The sequence below is a fragment of the Nonomuraea aurantiaca genome (assembly GCF_020215705.1).
Taxonomy (GTDB): domain Bacteria; phylum Actinomycetota; class Actinomycetes; order Streptosporangiales; family Streptosporangiaceae; genus Nonomuraea; species Nonomuraea aurantiaca.
The window spans coordinates 39,952-59,303 of sequence record NZ_JAIWNB010000023.1; the positions used below are offsets into that span (position 1 = coordinate 39,952).

Sequence of the window (19,352 nt, forward strand, 5' to 3'; positions counted from 1 at the left end):
CCCAGCCCAAACGGTCCCGATCTCCGAAGGAGAACCACGCATGTTAAACACCCGCCCGGCCGTCGTCCCCTCGCCCGTGTCAGCCGAATGGGCCGCCTACGCCGACACGATCAACGCCGCGCACCTGATCTCCGACCCCCTACCGCTGGTCGAAACCATCTGGGACCTCAGCATGATCCTGGTCAGTTCGATCGGCACGCTCGGCGCCAACGACCGCGAGACCACGCGACGGCTGGCACTGAGCGCCGCCATCGACCGAGCCGCCTACCAGCGGACCCATCCCACCCTGCCGGCCGACACCTTCGCTGCTGTTGAGGTCACGCACAACGAGCTGTACATCCTGACCGATCAGGAGATCAACACCGCATGTGACCGCGACAACCTCACCCCGGTGCTGTGCCACGCCGGCGCCGCCTGGCAAATCGTACTGGTCATGGCTCGGCACGCCGGCGATATCTCGACGCTGGCCCGGCTCGCTCAGACCCTCCTTGCCGAGGTCAGCACCTACGGCCCTGCACAGGTCGAACCGGTCATCCCCCTCACATTCTGACAGACACTCCACACTCCCCACGAGGGAGCACGCCCGCCCCCAACTGGTGGCCTACCGGCCATCCGACAAGGCCACCAGTTGGGGGACGGCCGACCCGTCCCAATCGAGCACGCCCGACCTTGCGAACAGGCGAAAGGCGCATCTATGACCGACCTGCTCACCGCTGCCACCCACGCCACTCGGCGCGGCTGGCACGTCTTCCCGCTCACGCCGCACGGCAAGTACCCCGCCCGCGGCTTCACCGACTGGGAGCACAACGCCACCACCGACCCCGACCGGCTGACCGCCTGGTGGCGACGTGCCCCCTTCAACGTCGGCATTGCGTGCGGTCCGTCCAACCTGGTAGTGATCGACCTGGACCTGCCCAAACCCGGCGAGCAACCGCCCGCCGAATGGGCACGACGTGGCGTCGCATCCGGTGAGCAGGTCTTCCGCCATCTGTGCGCCGACTACAGCCAGCCCTACCCCGACCACACCCGCACTGTGACCACGCGCCGCGGCGGCACCCACCTGTACTTCACCGCCCCGCCCGCCGCGCGCCTGGGCAACACCTCCGGGGCGCGCGGCAACGGTCTGGGCTGGCTCATCGACACCCGTGGCCGCGGTGGCTACGTCGTCGGCCCCGGCAGCTACGTGGCCGCCCGCGACGGCGCCGGCCCCTACACCCTCACCTGCGACCGGCCACCCGCCCCGCTACCAGACTGGCTGACCGCCGCGCTCAGCCCGGCCCCGCCGCAACCCGCCTCGGCAACATCGGTCGCCGAATTGCTGGCCGGCCTGCCCGCCCGCCGGCTGTCCACCTACGGCCACGCGGCCCTGACCGGCGAAATCGAACGCGTCACCGCCGCGCCGGACGGAGGCCGCAATCGCGCCCTCAACCTGGCCGCCTGGAAACTCGGCAAGCTCATCGCCCGCGGCGCCCTACCCCGCGAGTTGGTCGAACACGCCCTGCAAGCCGCCGCCGAGACCGCCAACAGCCACAGCCGCGACCCGCGCCCGCCTCACGCGCTGGCCGCCGTCATCGGCTACGGCATTGAGGCCGGCATACGCGCCGCATGAACCCGACCTACCTGGGAGACACCATGACCCAATCGCATCCGCCCATCGGCGCCGCCCTGCTTGACCAGCTCCGCGCCGCCCTGACCCGCTACGTCATCCTGCCCCGCGCCGAGGCCGCCGACGCCGTCACCCTGTGGATCGCCACCACCCACGCCCAACCCGCGCTCGCGCACGCGCCGCGTCTGGTCATCCGCGGCCCGGAAAAGCGCTGTGGCAAGTCTCGCCTGCTCGACATTGTGGAGGCCACCTGCCACGACCCGTTCATTACCGTCAACTCCAGCTCGGCAGCCATTTACCGGTCCATCTCAGACGACCCGCCGACCATCTTGGTTGATGAGGCCGACACCATTTTCGGCGCCAAAGCAGACGGCCACGAGGACCTCCGCGGCCTGCTCAACGCCGGACACCAGCGCAACCGGCCCGCCAAACGCTACGACGCCAACGCCAACCGGGTCGAATCCATCCCGACCTTCGCCATGGCCGCACTCGCCGGCATCGGCTCCATGCCCGACACATCGAGGACCGCGCCGTCGTCATCCGCATGCGCCGCCGCGCCCCTGGCGAGAGCGCCGCCCCCTACCGGCACAAACGCGACCGCCTGCCCCTGCGCTGCCTGGCCGCCGACCTGGCCGCCTGGCTCCGCCCCGACCTGACCGCCCTGGAGAAAGCCGAACCCGCCATGCCCGTCGAAGACCGCGCCGCCGACACTTGGGAACCCCTGGTCATCATCGCCGACCACGCCGGCGACACCTGGCCCGACCGCGCCCGCGCCGCCGCCCTGGCCCTGACCGCCGAGGCCGACGACAACAGCCACACCTCACCACGCCTGCGTCTGCTCACCGACTGCCGCGCCGCTTTCGGCGAACACAACGCCCTGCCCACCGCCGTCTTGCTGGAACGGCTCAAGGCCGACCCCGACAGCGAATGGGCCGAACACGGACCCGCCGGCCTGACCGCAATGAAATTCGGCAGCCTGCTGCGCGAATACGACATCCGCTCAACCACGATCCGTTTCCCACCCCCGACCGGTCAGGCCAAGGGCTACCAACGCGCCGATTTCGCCGACGCCTGGGCGCGCTACTGCCCGGCCCCCGACCCCGCCCGAGACGGCGACAAACCGCCCCACGAGCCCGCCCGAGACGCCGACGTCGTGTCCATCGCCAGGGGAAGCCGTACCAGCCGTACCAGCCTCAATTCCGCAGGTCAAAGCGGTACGGCTTGCATCCCTGGTACGGCTTAAGCCGTACCACCAAAAAAGCCGTACCAGCCCTGACCAGGCAAAACGAGGCTGGTACGGCTGGTACGGCTACCCCCCTCAAACCGGCCCCGTATACCCCTGACACCGCCGCGGCGAAGTCACCATCACGACCCCGAGGCCCCGTTTCCCGCACCGACTCGCACGCCCCGGAAGGAACGCCCAAACATGGCCGCTACCGTCACCCGTCTACACGCGATGCTCACCCTGTCCGAGCTCTGCACCGAACTTCAGATCTCCCGATCCACCTTCTACGACTGGCGGCAGAAAGGCCGCGCCCCGCGCTGCATCACCTTGCCCAACGGCTCGCTACGTGTCCGCCGTACGGACCTAGAGAGCTGGCTCAACGCCCGAGAGGATGCCGCCTGATGAAGGACATCACCTACGACGTTCGCGTCTACAAGACTGAGGTCTACAAGGGCAAAAAGGCCAATACGTACTACGTGCGTTGGAAAGCCGGACGGGTGTGGCGCAAGCCCTTCCGGAACGCAGCGCAGGCAGACACGTACCGTGGGGAACTTCAGGCCGCCGCGCGCAAAGGAGAAGCGTTCAACCTGCTGACTGGCGAACCCGTGAAGTGGAACCGCACCACACGGCCCGAAATGAGCTGGTACGAGTTCGCCTGCAAGTTCGCCGACTTCAAATGGAAAGCAGCCTCGGCGAAGTACCGGCAAGACATCGCCCGCGCTCTTACCGCGGCCACCCCTGCCATGCTCGTCAGCGACAAAGGCAAGCCATCCGATCTCGACCTCCGCACGGGCATGCGCCGATGGGCCTTCAATACCAAGCAGCGGGACGAAGCGCCCGATGAAATGGCGAATGTGCTGGCGTGGTTGGCTACGCATACTAGGCCAGTATCCGATCTTTCCGAGGCCGCTACCGTCCGCATCATGCTCGACACGGCAACCTCCCGCCTGGACGGCAAAACTGCCGCCATGAGCACGATTCGCCGCCACAAGACCATCCTTCAGAACGCCCTTGATTACGCCGTAGAGCTAAAGCTCTTTGACGCGAATCCGATCAAGTCGCTCAGGTGGAAACCTGTCAAAGTTACCTACGAAGTAGACAAGCGCAGCGTGGTCAACCCCACGCAGGCACGCCGCCTACTCGTCGAGGTCGAAGCACAGAAACCCAGCGGAAAACGGCTCGTGGCGTTCTTCGGTGCGATGTACTACGCAGGGCTCCGCCCAGAGGAAGTCGTCAACCTCACAGATGACAACATCATCCTTCCCGAGTTGGTCAAGAATGCCGAGACAGGAGAGATGGAAGAACCCGCCAACAACTGGGGGGAACTGCACTTCGCCAACGCGGCCCCGTTCGCCGGCCGCGAGTGGACCGATGACGGCGGCCTACGTGAGAAACGTCCCCTCAAACACCGCGCCGAGGGCGTGATACGCATCGTTCCCTGCCCGCCACCGCTGACCAAGCTCTTCCGCGCGCATCTCGTCAAGTTCGCCCCTGGCCCCGGCGAACGCCTCTTTACTGGCGTCCATGCTGGAGAGCTGCCCTACATCACGTGCCGGCGTGTGTGGAACAGAGCGCGCCAGAATGCCCTGACCGACAAGGAGGTACAGTCACCGCTGGCCAAACGGCCCTACGACCTTCGCCACGCCTGCGTCTCGACCTGGCTTAACGCAGGCGTACCGGCCACGCAGGTAGCGGAGTGGGCAGGTCACAGCGTGGATGTCCTGCTCAGGATCTACGCCAAGTGCATCGTCGGCCAAGACGAGGCCGCCAAGCGCCGCATAGCTGACGCACTCCGCGACGAGTGATCGCCAGGCCGCCAAGAACGTGCGCACGTATTTGGCACAGGTACCCGCAAACGATCGGCGAGAGCCGTAGACAGCCGGACATGAAGAACCCCCGCCCCTGCGCAAAGGTGCAGGTCGGGCGGGGGTTTCCGCTGACCGAGAGAGGTAGGGCGGGTGGGACTTGAACCCACGACCCACGGATTATGAGTCCGATGCTCTGACCGGCTGAGCTACCGCCCCTTGCAAACATGCAGTCTTCCACACCTGAGCCCTCATGCCAGCATAGATCGTCCTCGTTCACTCAGCGCGTACGCCAGACACCGGGGTTGGTGGGTAGCGTCGGGCCATGGCGGTCAAGCTGATCTACGAGACGCATTCCCTCACGGTGGACAACGAGACGGGGATCGCCACCGGCTGGTTGCCGGGGGAGTTGTCCCAGGCCGGGCGGGAGTTGGCCAGGGAGTTGGGGGTGCGGCGGCGGGGCGTGGATGTGGTCTACGCCTCGGATCTGCGGCGGGCGGTGGAGACGGCGGAGATCGCGTTCGGGGATGGGCGGGAGATTCGGCTCGACGCCCGGTTGCGGGAGTGCGACTACGGGATCTACAACGGGCGGCCCGTCAGTGAGGTGGCGGGGTTGCGGCGGCGGTTCATTGATGTGCCGTGGCCCGGGGGGCAGAGCTATCGGCAGGTGGTGGCGGAGACTGCCGCGTTTCTGGAGGAAGTGATGGACAAGTGGCAGACGTGCACGGTGCTCGTCATCTCGCACTCGGCCAATCGATGGGCGTTGCGGAATCTGCTTGAGGGGGTGGCGTTGGAGGAGCTTGTGGATGCTCCGTTCGACTGGCAGCCGGGGTGGGAGTACACCCTGGCTTAGCGGGGCCGGGGAGACCTGGCTCCCCGGCCCTCGGTGACAAGATTGCGAGACTGTGAGCCCCCCATCGCTGACGAGGCATCAGGGCGGGTTAGGGAGCGGTGCCGAAGCCGGTGTTCCGTACCAGCCAGTCCTGATAAACGGTGCTTCGCCGTACCACCTCCGCGTGCGTCTGTTTGGCCTGTTCCGCCACCCAGGCGGCATCCGGGGCGGTGGGGTGGTGGCCAAGGAGTTGCCGCCAGCGCAGGGGCGCGCCCGCGAGCGGGATCATGGCCAGGCCGGGGGCGGCCTGGTGGGTGGCCTGGCAGAGTGCCACGGCTCGGCCGACCCGGGCCAGGTGGATGCAGGTGGCCACGTCGGTCTCATAGATCGTTCCCGGGGTGAAGCCGGCGCGGGCGCAGGCTGTGGCGAAGCAGTCGGCGAAGCAGCCGTCGCCCGGAGTGACGGCCCAGCTTTCGAGGGCGAGTTCGGACAGCTCCAGCTCCTTCTCGCCGGCCAGCGGGTGCGTCTCGGCGAGCAGCGTGAAGACCGGGTCGTAGCTGATCGTCTCCCAGCGCAGCGAGCCGGTGGGGGTGCCGCCGTCGCCGCAGGCGCCGGTCAGCGCGTAGTCGAGCCGGCCGAGCTCGGTCATGGTGGTGAGTTCGTCGGCCGACCATGAGGTGTACGTGCTCACCGTGCGTTCCGCGGCGAGCCGGTCGACGAGGCCGCCGAGTATCGGCCCGTTCGTGGCGCCGATGCGGAAGCCGGGGGAGGGGGCTTGGGCGAACCGTACGGCCTCGTCCTGCAGTTCCTTGGCCGCCGGGAGGAGCACGCGGGCGCGGGCGAGTACCAGCTCGCCGAGCTTGGTGGGCCGGGCGCCGTGCCTGTCGCGATCGAACAGGGTGCCGCCGAGCACCCGCTCGATGCGTTTGAGCTGTGCGGTGAGGGCCGGTTGCGCCAGCCCGAGCAGGGACGCGGCCTTGCTCACACTTCCCGCGTCCGCGACCGCGCGAACGATCCTGAGGTGCCTGAGCTCGAGGTCCATAACGGGAAGGTAAAGCGGTGATCTCCTCCCGACAATGCCCTTATGTCAGGAAATGTGACAGATATTGTCGGGGGTCTTCTGGGGTAGGGGGTAGGCCATGACGACGATGGGAATCGATCCAGCGCAACTCGAGGACGAAGACCTGCTGCGTGAGCTGCGGCAACTGCACAGCACACGTACCGACGCACTGCTGCACGGCTCAGCCGCCGCGTTCGCGCGCCACACCTCGCGGACCAACGAACTGGAGACCGAGTATCTGCGCCGCTACCCGGAGCGCGACGTCGACCCGGGCCGGCTCAGGGACGGGGCGAGGCGGCGCTGATGGCCCGAGATCACGACGTGCAGGCACTGTCCGACGTCGACATCCATGTGTACGAGGCGGTCGCCTCGCAGGCGGTCGAGTCCGGGGGCGCGGAGCTTCCCGCGCTCGTCCGCGCGACCGGCCTGGAAGAGGACGAGGTACGGCGGAGCCTGGCGACGCTGGTCGGGCAGGGGTACGTGGTGCCGCAAGGAGAGGGGTTCGGCCTGGGCGCCCATACGTTCGGGCTCGATTACTGAAAATACCGACCGGGACAGGGGCGGCGGGCCGACGGGCCGGCCGCCCCCGGCATTCAGATGCGCTTGACGCGGGCCCAGATCACGAAGGCGCCGCCGAAGACCGCCATGACCAGCCCGGTCCACAGGTTGACCGCCGCCCCCACCGCCCCGGCGATGATCAGGATCACCCCGTAGACCAGGAACAGCCCGCCGATCACCATTCTGATGTCGCTCACAGGATCACCCCGTACATCGCGGCGGCCAGGACGATCGCGCCCGTCCCGAGGATCACGGGCGAGCGGTACCACTTCGTGTCACCGGCCAGCGCGTCGTCCGCCAGGTCGACCGCGCTGAGCCCGTACACCAGCCCGCGCAGCTCCTCCACGGGCTTGGGCGTGGTCACCAGCGTGACCACCACCGAGACGAGCAGGTCGACGACGAAGGCCACGCCGGCGCCCCAGAAGCTGGCGTTCAGTTCGGTGCCGAAGTCCAGCATTCCGGCCTTGTACGCGATGTACGAGGCGAACGCGGACGCGGTCCCGGCCAGCAGCCCCCAGAAGCCGGCCCACGGCGTCATCCGCTTCCAGAACAGCCCGAGGATGAAGGTCGCGAACAGCGGCGCGTTGAAGAAGGAGAACAGCGCCTGCAGGTAGTTCATGATGTTGGAGTAGCCGGCCGCGATGAACGCCGTGCCGACGCCCAGCGCGACGCCCGCCACGGTGGCGATCCTGCCGACCCGCAGGTAGTAGCCGTCGTCGCGGTCCTTGGCCAGGTGCGCCTGCCAGATGTCGTTGGTGAACACCGTGTTGAACCCGCTGATGTTGGCCGCCATCCCGGCCATGAACGAGGCCAGCAGCCCGGTCACCGCCACGCCGAGTACGCCGTTGGGCAGCAGGTCCTGCATGAGCAGCGGGATCGCGTTGTTGTAGGCCTGGCCCTTGCCCAGGTCCTTGAACAGGACGAGGGCGATCAACCCCGGCAGCACGGTCACCAGCGGGATGAACAGCTTCGGATAGGACGCGATGATCGGGGTGAGCCGGGCGGCGTTGGTGTTGCGGGCGGATAAGGCCCGCTGCACCTCGGCGAAGTTCGTGGTCCAGTAGCCGAAGGACAGCACGAAGCCCAGGCCGAACACGATGCCGAGCCAGTGGGCCTCCATCGGGTTCTTGCCCGCGCTGTCGGCCCACGTGTGCAGACCGGCCTCGCCGAGCGCGCTCTGCCGGACCTTGTCGAACAGCCCGGAGATGCCGCCCATCTTGGCCAGCCCGAGGATGGTCAGCGGGATCAGCCCGGCCAGGATCACGAAGAACTGCAAGACCTCGTTGTAGATCGCCGACGACAGGCCGCCGAGCGTGATGTACGACAGCACGATCACCGCCGCCACCACCACCGACACTGGCAGCGGCCAGCCCAGCAGGGCCTCCATGACCAGCGCGAGCGCGTAGAGGTTGACCCCGGCGATGAGGATCTGGGCCACGGCGAAGGAGAGCGCGTTCAGCAGCTGGGTGGCGCCGTTGAAGCGGCGTCCCAGGAACTCCGGGACGCTGCGTACCTTCGAGCGGTAGTAGAACGGCATCATCACGATGCCGAGGAACACCATCGCGGGCACCGCGCCGATCCAGTAGTAGTGCACGGTCATGGCGCCGTACTGGGCGCCGTTGGCCGCCATTCCGAGGATCTCGATCGCGCCGAGGTTGGCGGAGACGAAGGCCAGTCCGGTGATCCACGGGGGTAAGCCACGGCCGGCCAGGAAGAAGTCGAGGCTCGAGCTGATTCTCCGCTTGGCGGCGAACCCGATGCCGAGCACGGTCGCGAAGTAGATCGCGATGAGCGCATAGTCGAGGAGGTTCACATCAAGGCGCACGGCGTCCCCTCCTACCCCGAAAAGTCAGACTATGTCGTCGATTGCGGGCCCAGTTACCGGGCGTAGTGTCGAGGTGTGGATGTCGCAGACCTGACCCCGGCGCAGGCGCGCGAGCGCTTCCGCGCGGGCGAGCGGGTGCCGACCGCGGGCTGGTGCTCCGGCTGGACGCAGGCCAATCTGATCGCCGTGCCCAGGAAGCTGGGCTACGAGCTGCTGCTGTTCGCGCAACTGAACGCACAGGCGTGCCCGGTGCTGGACGTGGGGGAGCCGGGGGCGTGGTCCACGGCCCTGTTCCCCGGCGATCTGCGTACCGATCTGCCGGGATATCGCGTCTATCGCGACGGGCGGCCGGTCGCCGACCTCGACGACGTGGCCGCCGAGTGGCGTGACGACCTCGTGGCCTTCCTCATCGGCTGCAGCTTCACCTTCGAGCAGGCGCTGCTGCGGGCCGGGGTGCCGATCAGGCACCTGGAGCTGGGGACGAACGTGCCGATGTACCGGACGAACGTGCCCTGCCACCCGGTCGGCCCGCTGTCGGGCCCGCTCGTCGTGTCGATGCGGCCGGTCCCGGCGGCGCTCGTGGACGTCGCGGTCGAGGTCAGTGGCCACTACCCGCAGGTGCACGGGGCGCCCGTGCACGTGGGCGACCCGGCCGCGATCGGGATCGCCGACCTCGGCCGGCCCGACTTCGGCGATCCGGTGGAGGTGCGGCCCGGTGAGGTGCCGCTGTTCTGGGCCTGCGGCGTGACGCCGCAGGCGGTGATCATGGCCAGCGGCGTGGAGTTCGCGATCGGCCACCTGCCGGGCCACATGGCGATCATCGACGCGCGCGACGACGAGTATCGCGTTCCTTAACGTGTTTTGTGCGGTTGTGGGGGGATGCCCGCTCTCGTGAGCTGCTCGCCGACCGGCCGCGCGCCAGGACGGTTGTCGATCTCCAGATGCGGTACGGCCGGCGGCTCGGACACCCGGATCGCCGCCAGGTACGCCTCGAACGCCGCCAGCTTGCCCGCGTCCTTCTCCGACCCCCTGGCCACCAGGCGCTCGCGCAGGGTCGGCCCGTCCGAGCGGACCCAGATGAGCCTGACCGGGTCACCACCCAGCTCCTCGACCCAGCGCTCCCACAGCCGCACCGAGTGCACCTGGGCGGTGAACGGGCCGTCGAGCAGCACCGGGCAGCCGTGCTCGCGGATCTGCCTGGCCGTCCTGGTCAGGCCCGCGTATTCGTGCACCTTGATGTGCTCGTCGTACCACGGCCCCTCGCGTTCGCCGTGGTGCCTGCCGTACCCCCGGAGGATCTCGGCGGCGAAGTCGCCGTACACGGTGTCCTTGTCGAGCAGGGCGGCCGGCGGGTCGAGGCGGGCGAGCAGCGCCGCCGCGACGGTGGACTTGCCCGCGCCCGGCGGGCCGCTGATCACCCAAAGCGTGCTCATGGGGTCAGTCTCGCGTACGCGGATCTGCGTACGCGGGTGACGCGGCTCGGCGGACGACCGGAAGCGGGGGCGCCGACAGACTCGGCTCATGCTGACCGTGCTGTTCAGGGCGTTCCGGGTGCCGGATCTCCGTAAGAAGTTACTGTTCACGCTGGCCGTCATCGGGCTGTTCCGGCTGGGGCAGATCCTGCCGGCGCCGGGGGTGGACGTCGTGGCGGTCCAGCAGTGCCTGGGGACGGCGCGTGGCGGGCTGTTCGACATGGTGCAGATGCTCAGCGGGGGCGCGATGCTGAAGCTGTCGGTCTTCGCGCTGGGCGTCATGCCGTACATCACCGCGAGCATCGTCATGCAGCTGCTGACCGTCGTCGTGCCACGGCTCGAGACGCTCAGGAAGGAAGGGCAATCGGGGCAGGCGAAGATCACCCAGTACACGCGGTACCTGACCGTCGGGCTGGCCGTGCTCAACGCCACCACGGTGGTCGCGCTGGCGCGCGGCGGGCAGCTGCTGCCAGGGTGCGCCCACCCGTTGCTGCGCGACGAGAGCCTGCTGGGCGTCGCGGTGGTGGTGGTCACCCTGGTGGCGGGGACCAGCATGGTGATGTGGCTGGGCGAGCTGGTGACCGACCGGGGGATCGGGAACGGGATGTCGATCCTGATGTTCACGCAGGTCGTGGCCTTCTTCCCGTCGTACATGTCGACCATCTTCGTGCTCAGCCCGTTCGCCTTCGGCATGCTGCTGGTGACCGGGGTGTTCCTGGTGGCGGCCGTGGTGTTCATCGAGCAGGCGCAGCGGCGCATCCCCGTGCAGTACGCCAAGCGGGCGGTGGGGCGGCGGATGTACGGCGGGAGCAGCACCTACATCCCCCTGAAGGTCAACCAGGCCGGGATCGTGCCGGTCATCTTCGCCACGTCACTTTTGTACCTGCCGACGCTGGCCGCTCCGCTGCTCGGTGACGAGGTCGGCGGCTGGCTGTCGCGGAACGTCACCGCCGGCACGCACCCGCTCTACATGATCGTATTTTTCCTGCTGATCGTGGGATTCGCGTACTTCTACGTGTCGATCACCTTCAATCCCGTCGAGGTGGCCGACAATATGCGGCGCTACAGCGGGTTCGTGCCGGGCATCCGCCCTGGCGCGCCGACGGCGCGGTATCTGGCGTACGTGCTGTCGCGGCTGACCGCGCCCGGGGCCGTCTACCTGGGGGTGCTGGCGCTGCTGCCGCTGCTCGCGTTCGCGATCCTGCGGGATCCGAGCACCCAGCAGAACTTCCCGTTCGGGGGGACCAGCATCATGATCATGGTGGGGGTGGGGCTCGAGACGGTGAAACAGATCGAGGCACAGCTCCAGCAGCGCAACTACGAGGGGTTCCTCAGGAAATAGCTACGTGGGTACGGCCAGGCCGGCGCGCATCGCGAACACCACCAGCTGGGCGCGGTCGCGGGCGCGGAGCTTGACCATGGCTCGGCTGACGTGCGTGCGGACGGTGTCGGGGCTGATCACCAGCTCCTTGGCGATCTCCTCGTTGGACCGGCCGGTGGCCACCCAGGCGACCAGCTCGCGTTCGCGCGGCGTGAGAGTGTCGAGGCCCTCGACCGGCTCGGTGCCGTGGCGGCCGAACAGGCCGATGACCTTCCTGGTGATCGCGGGCGACAGCAGCGCCTCGCCCGCGGCCACCACCCGGACCGCGCCGGCCAGCTCGTCGGGGGCGCTGTCCTTGAGCAGGAACCCGCTGGCTCCGGCCTGGAGCGCGGCGAAGATGTACTCGTCCACGGCGAACGTGGTCACCACCACGATCCTGGTGCCGCTCAGTTCGCGGTCACCGGCGATGGCCCGCAGGGTCGCCAGGCCGTCCATGCCGGGCATGCGGATGTCGAGCAGGAGTACGTCGGGGTGGGTGCGGCGGATGAGCTGGAGCGCCGCCGCGCCGTCGGCCGCCTCGCCGACGCACTCCAGGCCCGGCTCCCGATCCAGCAACGCCCTGAGCCCCATCCGTACGACGGCTTGATCGTCGGCGACGGCCACCCGGATCACCGGCTCCTGCTGCTCGGCTTCCTCGGCTTCCTTGGCTTCGTCGGCTGGGGCGGGGGTCACGTGAGGTCTGCCGGGGAGTCGGCGGTGTTGTGGTGAGCCGAGCCGTTCGGGAGTGCGGGTTGCCGGGTGTGGTGAGCTGAGCCGTGGTGGAGCGCGGGTTGCTGCGGGAATGTGGCGAGGACCTGGAAGCCGCCGCCGTCCCGCGGGCCCGCCGTGAAGTGTCCGCCCGCGGCGAGCACCCTGGCCCGCATCCCGGCCAGTCCCCGGCCCTCGGCCGCGCCTACTCGCCCGCGATCCCCGGTCGTCCCCGCTCGGCCGCGCTCCTCGATCGCTCCTGGTCGGTCGGCTCCTCGGGCGCGCTCCACGGCCGCTCCTGGTCGGTCGGCGCCTTGGTCGGGGCCTCGGTCGGCGATTTCCAGGACGAGCGGCCCATTGGGGTCGCCGGACAGTCGTACGAGCGCCTGCGTCGTCCCGGCGTGGCGCAGGACGTTGGTCAGCGACTCGCGCACCACCCCGTAGACGGTCGCGCTGAGGTGGGCGGGCACGACGGGGTCGGCGGGCCGCACGTCCACCGCGAGCCCCGCGGCCCTGACCCCGTCGATGAGGCTCGGCAGGTCGTGGGCGCCGTCCCGCGCGTCATCGGCGCTGTCGCGTGGGTCATGGGTGCTGTCGCGCGGGTCGAGCCGGTCGAGGGCGGCGCGTAGCTGGGTGAGCGCCGTCGTGCTGGTCGCCTTGATCGCCAGCAGCGAGGCGCGCGCCTGCTCGGGGTCGTCGTCGAGCGTGACGAGCGCGAGCCCGGCCTGCAGGGCGATGGCCGCCAGCCCGTGCCCGGCGGCGTCGTGCACCTCCCCGGCGATTCGCGCCCGCTCGGCGGCGAGCACATCCTTCCGAGGCCCGTCAGCTGATGCGCCATCAGCTGACGGGCCGTCAGCCGAGGCGCTGTCAACCGAGGCGCTGTCAACCGAGGCGCGGTCAACCGAGGCGCCCTCACAGGGGACGTCGCCACGAAGGGCATCGCCATGGAGGGTTTCGTCACGAAGGGTTTCGTCACAGGGGGCGCCGTCACGGAGGGCGCGGACGGTGCGGTGCGCCGGGGTGAGACTGTGGGCCGCCGGAATGCCCCAGGCCCTGGCAGGCGTCGCGATCGGCAGCGAGCCGGTTCGCACCGTATCGGCGGGCGCACCGGTTCGTGCGGCATCGTGGGGCAGGCCGGTTCGCACGGCATCGGCGAGCGCGCCGACCCGTACGGCATCGGTGGAGGGTCCTGCCGTGCCCGTGGAGATGACCGGCGGCGGCTCGGCTTCCGCGGCGGCGGCGGCAGCGGCGGCGCGTGCCTGGGCCAGGCCGCTGAAGGACCACGGGACGGCCAGCCAGCCCGCCCAGGCCAGCATGATCACGACCGGGACGTCACCCAGCCGGGCCATGCGGGACAGCGCCTTGAACGGCCCGCGCGGGCCGTCACCGCTGTGCGTGTGCTCGGTCACCGTCCCCCCACCTGGCCAGGCTCGCTCAGCCCATAATCCTAGCCAGTTTCCGGCCTTCCGGTTGGCGTCCGGACCGCCCGGACGCCCACGAGACGATCTTGTGGTGGGCGCTCAGCCGCCAGCCTGGAGCGCCGTTCAGGTCAAGCGGCCCCGCTGGTGAGCCAGCGCAGCGGGTTGTCCCGGGTGACGAGGCGGATCGTGTCCTCGGTGACCCCCGACTCGCGCAGGCGCGGCAGCAGCGTGTGGAAGAGGTGCGCGTAGCCGGGGCCGCCGTACCGGTTGACCTGCGCGATCCGGCTCACGCCGGTGCTGAGCAGGAGGCGGTCGGCGTGGCCGTCCTCGATGAGGCCGAGCGCGAGCCTGGCCGACTGGTCCGTACCGAGGCTGAGCGAGCCCAGGCTGACGTACGCGCCGGCCTCGGCGATCTTGCGGGCGACGGCCAGGTCGTCGCCCGCGTAGCCCACGCTCACCCTGTCGCCGGCCAGGCCCTGGGCGAGGAGGATCTCCAGCATGGCCAGCCCGTTGTGCCCGTACGTGGCGACGGGCAGGCGGGAGGCCAGCGCGGCGCGGGCGGCGGCGATCAGGCCGCGTTCCTCGGCCGGAGTGGGCTCTTTGCCGCAGCAGCCGGCCTGGCCGATCACGCCGGGGAACACGCCGATGTCGTCGAGGCCGTCGGAGATCTCGCTCATCAGCCGCCTCGTGAGCGTCTCGACGTCCGCGTCGCGGGGACCGCTGAACGGTCCGGCGAACAGGCCGGTCGCGGCGATCACCGGAACCCGGCTGCCCATCGCGATCCGGGCCAGGGCGGCGGCGTCGCGGCCCATGCCCAGACAGGTAAGATCGATGATCAAGCCGAGCTGGTCGGACTGGCGCACCTCGCGGAGTTCGGTGGTGACGGTCTGGTCCTCGTCGAGCCACCGATAGGGGTCGGAGTCGATGCCGGTCGCCCAGCGCATGTCGGTGCGCAGGTGCTCGCGGGGAAGGACGGCGCCGTCGATGGCGGTCGCGGGTACGGGACCGGTGACGGTACGAAGCATGGCCTCGGGCATAGGAGACGGTAACCGATTTTTGCCCGAAGTCGCCTATAAAAGCATGAAATTTTACGTTTTGTGCCGTTTGTCGATTTGGTGGGTTGCCGGGTTGGTAAGGCAGCCTATTTCAGGGCCGCTGGGCCGTATCCTTGGGGGCACATCGACCGTGCGGGGGAGTACGTTGCCGATCCAGGACTCCGAGACCGGAGACGCCGACGCGATCAAGGATGAGTCGGCCGGCCGTTCGAGCATGCCCGAGCGCCGGTCGGGCCTCCACGGCTGGCTGGACGGCATCCGGTCCACCCGCGCGGGCGCGCTCACGCTGAAGATCGTCATCGGCGCCATCGGCACGATCATGGTGGTGGGCGGCCTGATCATGGTGCCGTTCCCCGGGCCGGGCTGGCTGGTCGTGTTCGCGGGGCTGGCCGTGCTGGCCACCGAGTTCCACTGGGCGCGCCGGGCGCTGGAGTTCGGCAAGCGGGTGCTGCACGACTGGACCGAATGGTACAAACGGCAGGGCTGGACGGTCCGCGTCATCGTGCTCATCATCACCGTGGCCGTCGCGGCCGTGATCGTCTACTTCGGGCTCAGGACGCTCGGCATCGATCTGATCGAGCTGGCCCAGCGCGTTATCTAGACCGGGTCGTTATCGCTGCCGGAAATCCGGCCATCCGGTGCCTATTCTGCGGGGCGTGATCGCCCACATCGCCGCCGCCCTGTCGCTCGCCCTGCTCGCTCCGGCCTCGCCCGGCGGCATCGCCGGTACCGCCAGTACGGCCGGTACCGCCGAGCTCCCGACCGCCCAGGCGGACACACTGCCCCTTCCCGGCGTCAGTGTGAAATATCAGGAAAAGGTGGGTGATCCGGTACGGCTCAGCAGCTACGGCCTGGGCACCAAGAGCACCTACCTCAGGGCCAAGACCGGCACCACGTTCATCAATCAGCCGACCCTGACGGAGGCGGCGGTCTCACCCGACGCCGCCACGATGGCCGGCGTCCCGAAGTCCTACCGGGCGGGCTACGACTCGCTCCTGCTCACCGACCGCGCCGGCGGCCAGACCAGGCGAATCCGTACGGTCAAGAAGCCCCTGGCCGCCTCGTACATCTCATGGTCGCGGGACGGCAAGCGGGTGGCGCTCACCGTCGAGCAGAAGTCCGGCGGGAAGTGGCGGACCGTCGGCTTCACCGTCGTCGACGTGGTGGCGGGCACCGCGCGCACGGTCCGCCCGGCCGGGCTCGACGGGAGCGCGGACTTCTGGTGGAGCCCCGGCGGGGACCTCGTCGCCAGGTTCGGCGACGGCCTGCGGACCTACCGGGCCAGTGACGGCGCGGCGGTGCGCACGTTCGCGGGCGTCGGGCTGCCGACCGGGCCGGAGGACGCCTACTCGCCGTCGGGCGGCCGCCTGACCACGTGGTGTCCCACACGCTTCAAGGAGCAGCTCTGCCTGGTGAACCCGGCCACGGGCAAGATCGCGAGCCGGGTGGCCGTCAGCCCCGAGATGCTGTGGGGCTGGTGGGACGACAGCCATGTCATCGCGGTCATGGCCCACCAGGGCGCCTATCGCCTGTCGGTGGTCGACCTGACGACGGGCAAGGTCACCCGGGTGCTGGCCGGCATCCCGTACCAGACGTGGAAGGCGAGCCTCTGGATGACCTTCACCCGGACCGCGCGCTGACGGTGACTACAGGTAGAGGCCGGTGCCGTGGTCGGTCTCCTGCGTCGCCACGGCGTGCAGGTCGCGCTCGCGCATGACGAGGTAGACCTGCGCGTGCAGCTCCACCTCGAACTGGTCCTCCGGGTTGAGCAGCACCTTGTCGCCCACCTTGACCGCGCGTACGTTCGAGCCGACCCCGCAGACCTCGCCCCAGGCCAGCCGGTTGGCCATCTTGACCGTCGCGGGGATGACGATCCCGGAGCCGCTGCGCCGCTCCTCGGTCTCTTGCTCCAGCCGGATCATCACCCGGTCGTTGAGCATCTGGATCTCGAACTTGGGTGCTACCACGCGCTCAGTTTACGGTCATCCGGACTCCCGCGAACCGGCAACCGCTGACGTCAGGGCAGTGTGAGCTCGGCGAAGACGGGCCGATGGTCGGTGTGGGCCAGCGACTCGACCGAGAACGCCCGTACCCCCATCCCGGCGGAGGCCAGCACATGGTCGATCACCACGCCGGGAGCCCGCCCGCCGCTGGGCCAGTACGTCGCGGTGAACCCCCGCCCGGTGACGTCCGCCGCGTCGCGGTAGCCGGCGGCCAGCAGGTCGCGCATCGGCACGTGGTCGAGCGTGGCGTTGAAGTCGCCGGCGAGCACCCGCGCGGCCCCACCGCCACGTGGCAGCGCGACCAGCCCCTGCTGCCAGCAGGGCGTCGGTCCCTCGTACTTGGGCGCGCACGGGTGCACCGACACCACCTCGATCTTCGTCCCGCCCGGCTCCGTGAGCACCGCCCTGGCCTGCCCGAACGCGCCGAACTGAATGGCCGGGCCCGCCGTGAGCGGGTAGCGCGAGTAGACGCCGGAGCCGCCCACGCCGGGCAGCGCCCGGACCACGGCCTGCGGCAACGCCTTGCGCAGGCCCGCCCGGTCGAGGGCCGCCGCGGCCTTCGGAGTGAGCTCCTGCAGCGTCAGGACGTCCGGCCGGAGCCTGGCGACCAGGTCCATCAGCCCCGCCGTGTCGGCCGAGCCCACCATCAGGTTGGCCGCCAGCACCCGCAGCGTCCGCCCGCCCGCGACCGGTTCGCCGCTCGCGGCCGGCTTGCCGCCCGCGCCCGGCTCGCCGTCGGCGAACCAGCGAGGCAGTACGGCCAGCGCCAGGGCCGCCACGGTGACGAGCGCGACCGCCCCGGCGACCCACCGCCGCAGCGCCCCGGCCAGGACGAGGCCGAGCACGGAGACCGCCGCCGCGTACGGCGTGAACGCCACGATCGGCACCCATGGCCACAACCCGTCGTACGGGCTCACCCGCAGCGCCGCCCACACCGCTAGGGGAGCCACCACCAACCACACCAAAACGCTCACCAAAGTTCGCACCCGCACCTCCTCCCATGTATCGCCACGAATCATCACAGAGGTTCACGCCATGAGATGGTGGGCTCCATGCGCGACGCGGAAGCCAGGGTCCTCCAGGCCATCGACGACACCGACACCGTGAACCTGCTGGCCGAGACCGTCAGGGTGCCCAGCGTGACGGGCACCGACGCGGAGTCCGACCTGCAGCACCGCGTCGCCCGCGTGCTCACCGAGGCCGATCTCGACGTGGACGTCTGGAAGCTGGACCTCGACGACCTCGGTCGCCGCGCGGGCTTCCCCGGCACCGAGGCGCCCCGGGCCGAGGGCTACGGCGTGGTGGCCGTGACCGGCGGCGAAGGCACACCGGCACTTGCCCTGCAGGGTCACGTCGACGTCGTGCCCATAGGCGACCCGGCCCAGTGGGCGGGCCACGACCCGTTCGCCGCCAGGATCACCGGCGACACCCTGCACGGCCGCGGCGCCTGCGACATGAAGGCCGGGCTGGCGGCCAACCTCGCCGTCGTCCGCGCGCTCAAGAAGGCCGGGGTACGGCTGGCCCGGCCGCTCGCCGTGCACTGCGTGATCAGCGAGGAGGACGGCGGCCTCGGCGCGTTCGCCACGCTGGCCAGGGGCCACACGGCGGAGGCGGCGGTCATCACCGAGCCCACCGGGGGCGCCGTCATCACGGCCAACGCGGGGGCGCTGACGTTCCGCATGGAGGTGGTGGGCCGGGCCGCGCACGCGGCCACCCGCTACGAGGGGGTCAACGCGGTCGAGGTGTTCTGGCCGGTGTTCGAGGCGATCCGGCGCCTGGAGGCCGAGCGCAACCGGGACGTGCCGGCCGTGTTCGCCGGGAACGCGCTGCCGTATCCGATCGAGGTCGGCACCGTGCGGGCGGGTGACTGGGCCAGCAGCGTGCCCGACCTGCTCGTCGCGGAGGGCCGGCTGGGCGTCCGGCTCGACGAGGACCCGGCGGCGGCGCGGGCCGCGTTCGAGCAGGCGGTGCTGTCGGTCGCGCACCCGTGGCTGCGCGACCACCCGCCGGTGATCACCTGGCCGGGCGGCCAGTTCGCCAGCGGGCGGCTGCCCGAGGCGCACCCGCTGCTGGCGGAGGTGGCCGGGGCGATCGCCGACACGACGGGCGCGCGGCCGGTGGAGAAGGCCGCGCCGTACGGGAGCGACCTGCGGCTCTACGCGGCGGGCGGGATCCCGGCGCTGCACTACGGCCCTGGCGACGTACGGTACGCGCACGCCCCCAGGGAGCAGGTCGAGCTGCGGGAGCTGCGCGAGGTCACACGAGCGCTGGCAACGCTCGTGGTGCGCCGTTGCGGAACACTTTGAGCAGCGCCCCCGGACTCATCAACGACGGCGGATCTGCCCTGCGAACAGCAGGCGGCTGACCGACGGCTCCTATCAGGCCGCTCCGGCCTGCGTCTGCTTCCACGTCTTTTGGCACG

Annotated in this window: 23 protein-coding genes and 1 tRNA gene; 14 read left to right on the forward strand and 10 right to left on the reverse strand. The window is 69.8% G+C overall.

Annotated elements, in window-relative coordinates; all coding sequences use genetic code 11:
• Positions 1–40 precede the first annotated feature (40 nt).
• The 6 genes from LDL49_RS40060 (at position 41) to LDL49_RS40085 (ending at position 4,636) form a co-directional block, all read left to right on the forward strand.
• Entirely contained in the window at positions 41–550 is a 510-nt protein-coding gene (locus LDL49_RS40060) for a hypothetical protein (RefSeq protein ID WP_225299582.1), read from the forward strand.
• Between the two features lie 144 nt (positions 551–694).
• Complete coding sequence (locus tag LDL49_RS40065) at positions 695–1,609, forward strand: bifunctional DNA primase/polymerase (RefSeq protein WP_225299584.1); 915 nt, start codon at positions 695–697, stop codon at positions 1,607–1,609.
• Entirely contained in the window at positions 1,606–2,262 is a 657-nt protein-coding gene (locus tag LDL49_RS40070) for a hypothetical protein (protein ID WP_225299586.1), read from the forward strand. Before LDL49_RS40065 ends, LDL49_RS40070 begins: the two co-directional genes overlap by 4 nt.
• The gene (locus tag LDL49_RS40075; RefSeq protein WP_225299588.1) at positions 2,151–2,849 is read left to right on the forward strand and encodes a DUF3631 domain-containing protein; all 699 of its coding nucleotides are present in this window, start codon (positions 2,151–2,153) and stop codon (positions 2,847–2,849) included. Before LDL49_RS40070 ends, LDL49_RS40075 begins: the two co-directional genes overlap by 112 nt.
• 183 nt (positions 2,850–3,032) lie before the next feature.
• Positions 3,033–3,233: a helix-turn-helix transcriptional regulator gene (locus LDL49_RS40080; protein WP_225299590.1), complete on the forward strand. Its 201-nt coding sequence runs from the start codon at positions 3,033–3,035 to the stop codon at positions 3,231–3,233.
• Entirely contained in the window at positions 3,233–4,636 is a 1,404-nt protein-coding gene (locus LDL49_RS40085; RefSeq protein ID WP_225299592.1) for a tyrosine-type recombinase/integrase, read from the forward strand. The genes LDL49_RS40080 and LDL49_RS40085 overlap by 1 nt, the downstream gene beginning before the upstream one ends.
• 145 nt (positions 4,637–4,781) lie before the next feature.
• Here LDL49_RS40085 and LDL49_RS40090 read toward each other — a convergent pair.
• Positions 4,782–4,855 (reverse strand) — tRNA-Ile (locus tag LDL49_RS40090).
• A gap of 106 nt (positions 4,856–4,961) precedes the next feature.
• On the opposite strand from LDL49_RS40090, the gene LDL49_RS40095 reads away from it, so the two are divergent.
• Entirely contained in the window at positions 4,962–5,489 is a 528-nt protein-coding gene (locus tag LDL49_RS40095) for a histidine phosphatase family protein (protein WP_225299594.1), read from the forward strand.
• 88 nt (positions 5,490–5,577) lie between these two features.
• On the opposite strand, the gene LDL49_RS40100 is transcribed toward LDL49_RS40095, so the two are convergent.
• A complete protein-coding gene (locus LDL49_RS40100) occupies positions 5,578–6,510 on the reverse strand; it encodes a LysR family transcriptional regulator (RefSeq protein ID WP_225299596.1) in 933 nt (310 codons plus the stop codon).
• A 97-nt stretch (positions 6,511–6,607) separates the two neighbouring features.
• Here LDL49_RS40100 and LDL49_RS40105 point away from each other — a divergent pair, with 97 nt between their 5' ends.
• Both LDL49_RS40105 and LDL49_RS40110 read left to right on the forward strand, forming a co-directional pair.
• Positions 6,608–6,832 carry a DUF6158 family protein gene (locus LDL49_RS40105; protein WP_225299597.1) on the forward strand — a complete coding sequence of 75 codons (225 nt, stop codon included), beginning with the start codon at positions 6,608–6,610 and terminating at the stop codon, positions 6,830–6,832.
• Positions 6,832–7,068, forward strand: coding sequence for a helix-turn-helix domain-containing protein (locus LDL49_RS40110; protein ID WP_225299599.1), 237 nt, complete (start codon positions 6,832–6,834; stop codon positions 7,066–7,068). Before LDL49_RS40105 ends, LDL49_RS40110 begins: the two co-directional genes overlap by 1 nt.
• 53 nt (positions 7,069–7,121) lie before the next feature.
• On the opposite strand, the gene LDL49_RS40115 is transcribed toward LDL49_RS40110, so the two are convergent.
• Entirely contained in the window at positions 7,122–7,283 is a 162-nt protein-coding gene (locus LDL49_RS40115; RefSeq protein ID WP_225299601.1) for a hypothetical protein, read from the reverse strand.
• Complete coding sequence (locus LDL49_RS40120) at positions 7,280–8,911, reverse strand: sodium:solute symporter family protein (protein WP_225299603.1); 1,632 nt, start codon at positions 8,909–8,911, stop codon at positions 7,280–7,282. Before LDL49_RS40120 ends, LDL49_RS40115 begins: the two co-directional genes overlap by 4 nt.
• Before the next feature lie 75 nt (positions 8,912–8,986).
• Here LDL49_RS40120 and LDL49_RS40125 point away from each other — a divergent pair, with 75 nt between their 5' ends.
• Positions 8,987–9,766, forward strand: coding sequence for a putative hydro-lyase (locus tag LDL49_RS40125; RefSeq protein ID WP_225299605.1), 780 nt, complete (start codon positions 8,987–8,989; stop codon positions 9,764–9,766).
• Here LDL49_RS40125 and LDL49_RS40130 read toward each other — a convergent pair.
• Positions 9,763–10,344: a P-loop nucleotide/nucleoside kinase family protein gene (locus tag LDL49_RS40130; RefSeq protein WP_225299606.1), complete on the reverse strand. Its 582-nt coding sequence runs from the start codon at positions 10,342–10,344 to the stop codon at positions 9,763–9,765. The two genes, LDL49_RS40125 and LDL49_RS40130, sit on opposite strands and share 4 nt — an antisense overlap.
• An 88-nt stretch (positions 10,345–10,432) precedes the next feature.
• Here LDL49_RS40130 and secY point away from each other — a divergent pair, with 88 nt between their 5' ends.
• On the forward strand, positions 10,433–11,725 hold the full coding sequence (gene secY / locus LDL49_RS40135; protein WP_225299608.1) for a preprotein translocase subunit SecY: 1,293 nt from the start codon (positions 10,433–10,435) through the stop codon (positions 11,723–11,725).
• On the opposite strand, the gene LDL49_RS40140 is transcribed toward secY, so the two are convergent.
• The 3 genes from LDL49_RS40140 to LDL49_RS40150 all read right to left on the reverse strand — a co-directional run bounded on the left by LDL49_RS40140 (position 11,726) and on the right by LDL49_RS40150 (position 14,897).
• Entirely contained in the window at positions 11,726–12,376 is a 651-nt protein-coding gene (locus LDL49_RS40140; protein WP_225299859.1) for a response regulator, read from the reverse strand.
• Positions 12,377–12,432: 56 nt separating this feature from the next.
• Positions 12,433–13,860, reverse strand: a complete 1,428-nt coding sequence (locus tag LDL49_RS40145; protein ID WP_225299610.1) for a sensor histidine kinase — start codon at positions 13,858–13,860, stop codon at positions 12,433–12,435.
• A 140-nt stretch (positions 13,861–14,000) separates the two neighbouring features.
• A complete protein-coding gene (locus LDL49_RS40150) occupies positions 14,001–14,897 on the reverse strand; it encodes a phosphotriesterase family protein (protein WP_225299612.1) in 897 nt (298 codons plus the stop codon).
• Between the two features lie 175 nt (positions 14,898–15,072).
• Between LDL49_RS40150 and LDL49_RS40155 the strand changes: the two genes are divergently transcribed.
• Both LDL49_RS40155 and LDL49_RS40160 read left to right on the forward strand, forming a co-directional pair.
• Positions 15,073–15,528 carry a TIGR02611 family protein gene (locus LDL49_RS40155; RefSeq protein ID WP_225299614.1) on the forward strand — a complete coding sequence of 152 codons (456 nt, stop codon included), beginning with the start codon at positions 15,073–15,075 and terminating at the stop codon, positions 15,526–15,528.
• Between the two features lie 55 nt (positions 15,529–15,583).
• Positions 15,584–16,567: a TolB-like translocation protein gene (locus LDL49_RS40160; protein ID WP_225299616.1), complete on the forward strand. Its 984-nt coding sequence runs from the start codon at positions 15,584–15,586 to the stop codon at positions 16,565–16,567.
• Between the two features lie 6 nt (positions 16,568–16,573).
• On the opposite strand, the gene LDL49_RS40165 is transcribed toward LDL49_RS40160, so the two are convergent.
• Both LDL49_RS40165 and LDL49_RS40170 read right to left on the reverse strand, forming a co-directional pair.
• Positions 16,574–16,894, reverse strand: a complete 321-nt coding sequence (locus LDL49_RS40165; protein WP_219533268.1) for a GroES family chaperonin — start codon at positions 16,892–16,894, stop codon at positions 16,574–16,576.
• A 50-nt stretch (positions 16,895–16,944) separates the two neighbouring features.
• Positions 16,945–17,916 carry an endonuclease/exonuclease/phosphatase family protein gene (locus LDL49_RS40170; protein WP_225299619.1) on the reverse strand — a complete coding sequence of 324 codons (972 nt, stop codon included), beginning with the start codon at positions 17,914–17,916 and terminating at the stop codon, positions 16,945–16,947.
• A gap of 66 nt (positions 17,917–17,982) precedes the next feature.
• On the opposite strand from LDL49_RS40170, the gene LDL49_RS40175 reads away from it, so the two are divergent.
• On the forward strand, positions 17,983–19,236 hold the full coding sequence (locus LDL49_RS40175; RefSeq protein WP_225299621.1) for an ArgE/DapE family deacylase: 1,254 nt from the start codon (positions 17,983–17,985) through the stop codon (positions 19,234–19,236).
• Positions 19,237–19,352 lie beyond the last annotated feature (116 nt).

Excerpts from the sequence above, each read along its gene's own strand:
- LDL49_RS40100 (WP_225299596.1), bottom strand. The coding sequence starts at position 6,510 with ATGGACCTCGAGCTCAGGCACCTCAGGATCGTTCGCGCGGTCGCGGAC.
- LDL49_RS40085 (WP_225299592.1), top strand. The coding sequence starts at position 3,233 with ATGAAGGACATCACCTACGACGTTCGCGTCTACAAGACTGAGGTCTAC.
- LDL49_RS40075 (WP_225299588.1), top strand. The coding sequence starts at position 2,151 with ATGCGCCGCCGCGCCCCTGGCGAGAGCGCCGCCCCCTACCGGCACAAA.
- LDL49_RS40070 (WP_225299586.1), top strand. The coding sequence starts at position 1,606 with ATGAACCCGACCTACCTGGGAGACACCATGACCCAATCGCATCCGCCC.
- LDL49_RS40080 (WP_225299590.1), top strand. The coding sequence starts at position 3,033 with ATGGCCGCTACCGTCACCCGTCTACACGCGATGCTCACCCTGTCCGAG.
- LDL49_RS40110 (WP_225299599.1), top strand. The coding sequence starts at position 6,832 with ATGGCCCGAGATCACGACGTGCAGGCACTGTCCGACGTCGACATCCAT.
- LDL49_RS40175 (WP_225299621.1), top strand. The coding sequence starts at position 17,983 with ATGCGCGACGCGGAAGCCAGGGTCCTCCAGGCCATCGACGACACCGAC.
- LDL49_RS40060 (WP_225299582.1), top strand. The coding sequence starts at position 41 with ATGTTAAACACCCGCCCGGCCGTCGTCCCCTCGCCCGTGTCAGCCGAA.
- LDL49_RS40150 (WP_225299612.1), bottom strand. The coding sequence starts at position 14,897 with ATGCTTCGTACCGTCACCGGTCCCGTACCCGCGACCGCCATCGACGGC.
- secY (WP_225299608.1), top strand. The coding sequence starts at position 10,433 with ATGCTGACCGTGCTGTTCAGGGCGTTCCGGGTGCCGGATCTCCGTAAG.
- LDL49_RS40105 (WP_225299597.1), top strand. The coding sequence starts at position 6,608 with ATGACGACGATGGGAATCGATCCAGCGCAACTCGAGGACGAAGACCTG.
- LDL49_RS40095 (WP_225299594.1), top strand. The coding sequence starts at position 4,962 with ATGGCGGTCAAGCTGATCTACGAGACGCATTCCCTCACGGTGGACAAC.
- LDL49_RS40130 (WP_225299606.1), bottom strand. The coding sequence starts at position 10,344 with ATGAGCACGCTTTGGGTGATCAGCGGCCCGCCGGGCGCGGGCAAGTCC.
- LDL49_RS40065 (WP_225299584.1), top strand. The coding sequence starts at position 695 with ATGACCGACCTGCTCACCGCTGCCACCCACGCCACTCGGCGCGGCTGG.